The sequence below is a fragment of the Tunicatimonas sp. genome, from assembly GCF_049647865.1.
Taxonomy (GTDB): domain Bacteria; phylum Bacteroidota; class Bacteroidia; order Cytophagales; family Cyclobacteriaceae; genus Tunicatimonas.
Genome location: NZ_JBARYM010000644.1, coordinates 1 through 4,609 on the forward strand (window position 1 = coordinate 1; position 4,609 = coordinate 4,609).

General features: G+C 43.8%; 7 protein-coding genes. All 7 read right to left on the bottom strand.

The window, feature by feature from the left end; translation table 11 throughout:
• On the bottom strand, positions 1-272 hold a 272-nt coding region (locus WBA23_RS18965; protein ID WP_424583853.1), incomplete at its 3' end, for a hypothetical protein.
• A gap of 29 nt (positions 273-301) precedes the next feature.
• Positions 302-457 carry a hypothetical protein gene (locus tag WBA23_RS18970; protein ID WP_424583854.1) on the bottom strand — a complete coding sequence of 52 codons (156 nt, stop codon included), beginning with the start codon at positions 455-457 and terminating at the stop codon, positions 302-304.
• Positions 458-463: 6 nt separating this feature from the next.
• Positions 464-922, bottom strand: a complete 459-nt coding sequence (locus WBA23_RS18975; RefSeq protein WP_424583855.1) for a hypothetical protein — start codon at positions 920-922, stop codon at positions 464-466.
• Between the two features lie 68 nt (positions 923-990).
• Complete coding sequence (locus WBA23_RS18980; protein ID WP_424583856.1) at positions 991-2,067, bottom strand: DUF418 domain-containing protein; 1,077 nt, start codon at positions 2,065-2,067, stop codon at positions 991-993.
• A 47-nt stretch (positions 2,068-2,114) separates the two neighbouring features.
• Complete coding sequence (locus tag WBA23_RS18985) at positions 2,115-3,260, bottom strand: cysteine desulfurase family protein (protein WP_424583857.1); 1,146 nt, start codon at positions 3,258-3,260, stop codon at positions 2,115-2,117.
• A gap of 212 nt (positions 3,261-3,472) precedes the next feature.
• On the bottom strand, positions 3,473-3,961 hold the full coding sequence (locus tag WBA23_RS18990; RefSeq protein ID WP_424583858.1) for a DUF4199 domain-containing protein: 489 nt from the start codon (positions 3,959-3,961) through the stop codon (positions 3,473-3,475).
• Positions 3,962-4,033: 72 nt separating this feature from the next.
• Positions 4,034-4,609: ATP-binding protein (locus WBA23_RS18995; RefSeq protein ID WP_424583859.1), on the bottom strand; the 576-nt coding region annotated here is incomplete at its 5' end.

Consider the following 4,609-nt stretch of genomic DNA (forward strand, 5'->3'; position numbering starts at 1 on the left):
CCCCACAGTGGGGCTTTGGGTTGATAGTGGCCCTCAAACCGAGCGGTTCCTTTCTTTATAATTTCCCATTCGCCGGTTTTTTCGGGCCAAAGCATATCACCAAAACGCTCGTCGTGGTGGCAAGAGGGCCATACGTAGGCCGCTACGGTATATTCCTCGCTTTCTTGCTGAGGTACGGTATCAGCTTCAGTATCGTTCTTTTCAGCTTCAGTGCAGGAAAATGGCAACCAAGCAATAAGGATAATGAAAAGCGGAGAGGTAAGTTTGTGCATAGTTTGGTATCTCAGTATTTTATTATTCATTACTCAACGGCTAAACGCCACCAAGTGAAGCCGAACTGATTATCTCGCTTGTTCTGAATGGGTGTGGCCATACCAAAATCACCGTCGGAAAGCGGAATGATGGGAAAGCAATTGCCGAGTATTACAGAAGCTAGAATAATGTATTGAAATTTCATGGGTAGCTAATTCCCTACGGGACCTACTAGCTCAGCATCTTCCAGAATGTACATCAATTCTTCGTAGTTTTCGTCGTTTAGTTTGAGCTTGCCCCGAAAGGCTACCATTGCTTCGGTGTAGTCAACCGGATTTTTCAGGAACACTTCCATTACCGTTTCCGGCCCACCCGAACCACAGAAAAAGCAGGAGGCAATAGGCAGCGAGGAGACAATTACGTGCTCCGGTTTAAACAGTCCCTCGAACGGAATGATATAACCCGGTACGGTGACAACCTTCCCTTCTAACTCCCGCGCCTTTTCGCTAAACTCAGGTACATACAGCTCACCGTATTCGTCTTCGGTAATTTTGTAGGTGACCGCTGCCAATGCTTTCCAAACGTTGTCATTAGTAGCATCTTGGGCGGTGGCTTGGGAGAAAAAAAGTAGACTAATAATAAAGGTGGTAGCTAGAAAGAACAATTTCATAGGGAAATAAATTAGTATATGTTAGCGTGTAGGCTCGAGAGTATTAACTCATGAAATCCTGCTCAGGTTTAATTAAGTAGTTTTCGCATTACCCATTCCAACGGCCCTTGCGTATTGTATTTTAACCATACTACGGCAAATAAGATACAGCATGCGCTGAAAATTAGTGCGTATAGCGTTGAAAACTCAATAGAAAAACTGCTAAGGGGCTGAGAGGTCAACTCCTCTACAATCCCCATTCCGATCACAACATGGCCTACGTAAAAAGTCAGGGCTAACTGCCCGGTTTTGTGAAGCGCACTGATTATTGCGTGATTTTCGTATCGCTGGGCCAGTAAAATACAAGCGGAGATAATGATTACCGAAACAGAGATACCACTTATCATGTAAATTGGTAAAGGTGGCATCGGGGATGTCCCAAATATAGAGGTTAAATCCTGCTTGTCGCTATAGTTCTCCTGAGAAAGGAAATGAATCAGCCCAATTGATACCAGTTGAGTAGCGACGAAAACCAGCGAGCTTACTTTCAATGAGTTCTTTACGAATTGGTTGTCGTTTAAATCTTGCTTTCCGTACCACAATCCGAAAAATATAAAGGCGGCCCAGGGAATTACCGGATGAAAACCGTTATAAAACAGATTCCGGATAAATCCCTCGAGTGTCCAAAGATCAAGGTACTCCAGCGTTGTAAAATCCCAGCCAGTCTCGTAATCCAGGAGCGTCATCAATAGTGGATAGAGCAAAATTAATCCTATCGTGGCAATCAGAATTTGTTGAGGACGTTTATTTATTAGCCAAACGGTAAGAATCATGTAAACGCCGTAGAAGTGTAGAATATCAGCGGGCCAAATCCAGATATACGATAACCCAACGACGAAGAGGAAGGCAGCACGAAGCATAATCTTCTTTCGTATTATATTTAACTTCTCACGATCCTGATTTTTGATCGCAGAGTTACTTATCAACGCCAGTCCAACTCCAGCTAAAACAACGAAAGTTGCGGCTGCTTTTCCGTCAAAAAGGTGAGAAATGTTTCTAAGCCAATTACTACCACTTTCACCGAAGACGATTCTGAAGTTGACAATAATCATCCCCATAACGGCCAAAGCCCGAGCTACATCAATACCTACTATTCGCTTTTTCACTTTCTGTTAGAGTGAGACGAAGGAACTACTGTTTCGCAGAGTAACAACTAATGGACAACGTTTGCCGCATAGAGCGCCGCTACGGTTTTTACGGTATGGTCAATATCCTCCGGGGTATTATGACGACTAAACGAGAAGCGTACGGCACCGCGCTGCGGATCACAATTCAGTGCTCGTAGCACATGCGAACCGGACTGGGCTCCACTGGAACAAGCTGAACCACCCGAAGCTGAAATCTGCTGAAGATCCAGATTAAACAATAACATACTATTGTCTTCTGACGGAGGTAAGCTGACGTTCAATACCGTGTATAGACTACTATCCTGGTCATCGGACCGGCCATTAAACTGTACACCTGGAACCTGCTCACGTAAGCCATCAATCATTCGCTGTTTCAGGGTGCGAATGTGCTGGGCATGTTCCTCCATATTGGCGTAACTTAGTTCCAAGGCTTTGGCCAAACCGACGATTCCGTACAGGTTTTCGGTGCCGCCCCGCATATTGCGTTCCTGACTACCCCCGTGCAGTAGTGGGCAGATTTTATGGCCCTTAGCAATGTACAGCACTCCCACTCCCTTCGGGCCGTGAAATTTGTGCGCCGCTCCGACAATGCAGTGTACCGGAATTTCTTTCAGATTGAGTGGATAGTGGGCCATCGTTTGCACGGTGTCCGAATGAAAGATCGCATTATGTTCCTTACACAATTCTCCCACTCGTTGAATATTGGTCAAATTTCCGATTTCATTATTACCGTGCATCAGGGAAACCAGTGCCCGCTCCGGTTGCTGGAGCAATTCTTCTAAATGATTGAAATCTATATTTCCGCGAATATCAAACTCCACCCAGTCAAGCTGGATTTTCTGCTGTTGTTCTAATTCCTGTAGCGTATGTAGTACCGCGTGGTGTTCCAGACGGGAAGAAATTACTCGTTTGATATTATGAGAATCTATTGAACAACGAATGGCTGTATTGTCCGCTTCCGTACCTCCCGAAGTGAAGAATATTTCGGAAGGAGTAACGTTCAGCAGTTCGGCTACTTTCTTACGAGCCTGCTCAATGGCTGCCCGGGTTTGTCGTCCGTGTGCATGAGTAGAAGAGGGATTACCGTAGTGATCGGTCATGTAGGGAAGCATTGCTTCTAAAACAGCGGGATCAAGCGCGGTAGTAGCCGCATTGTCTAAGTAGACGGGCATAAATTCAATAATTAGGTAGTAGACTCGCAAAATACGTTAACAACGGGCGAGTTTGCAAGTATTCGCCATCCGGTAATGTAGTAAAGCGTATTGTCCCGGCTAATAGAATAGATACACTAACTGTCGCTCTTCTAGGCTGGAAAACATTCCTAAGTTAGAGTATCAAGACATCTAGCTTTACTTCGGCTACGGTAGCTTCTAACCAAGTTTAACTATCCTCCTTCATTTACTTTTACACGCTTATTCATCCGGCTCGGACGCAAATACTGTAACGAGGCATAGGAAGCCAAAAAGCCTGAGAATGCACCTTCCATTACGATCGTTAGCGCAACTACAAAGGGATTCAGAAACTCGCCAAAGGGTTCCTCCTCCTTGATCTCAACCATGAATTCTGGTACCAGTACGGTTACGTATAAAAAAACGAGCAACGCAAAGGAGACCGCTCCGATAACAGAAGTAAGGATGCCCAACTGAATTCCCGCTAAATAGGGAAGTTGGCCGTCGTTTTGCTTCTTGTACGTAGTTAAAGCAGTATAGACAAAGCTAAATAGTATAATAAGATTTAAAGCGCGTAGCTCAAGATGGTGTTCTAAACCAAACGCTTTCATTAAAAAAAAGTAGCCAACCAAGGCCAGCATCATGAGTATACCGTTTCTTATAGCTATTTTTTGTATCTCCGGCGACTTTCCATTCTCTTCCATAACGTTTAATTTTTTGGGTGTATCTGTTAAACAAGATAATTGGCAACTTGTTATCGGAAGTACTTAATCTATTTATGCTAACACTTTTGTGAGTAAGTGAGAAAGGCTGGTTACCTCTATATTTTTGGCCATCGGGTAGGTATCGGATTGGGGTGTGATAATATATAATTTCTCAATACCTAAATCTTGCATAGCGATGTACGTACCTTTGCTTACTGAAGGATCACTGCTAAACTTTATTTCTGCGGCAAGAAGCCACTGATCATTCCGACGTACCAGTAAGTCTATCTCAGCTCCGTCCTGGGTGCGGTAATAGTATATCTCATCATCAGACCGTAGTAATGAGATAATTTGATGAATGACAAAGCTTTCCCACGAGTTCCCTAATATGACGTGACCTAAAAGTGTATCTAAGGAGCTAATACCTAGTAGATAATGGTGCATTCCCGAATCCCGTAAATAGATTTTAGGAGATTTCACCAAACGCTTTTTAATGTTAACATACCAAGGAGAAATTAATGAAATTAAGAATGCATTGGTAAGAAAGCCAAGATAGGTTTTGACAGTAGGTACCGTTAAACCCAGCGATTTAGCGTAAGTACTGTAATTTAACACATTGCCGTGAGCGGAGGCAATCATACGAAGTAG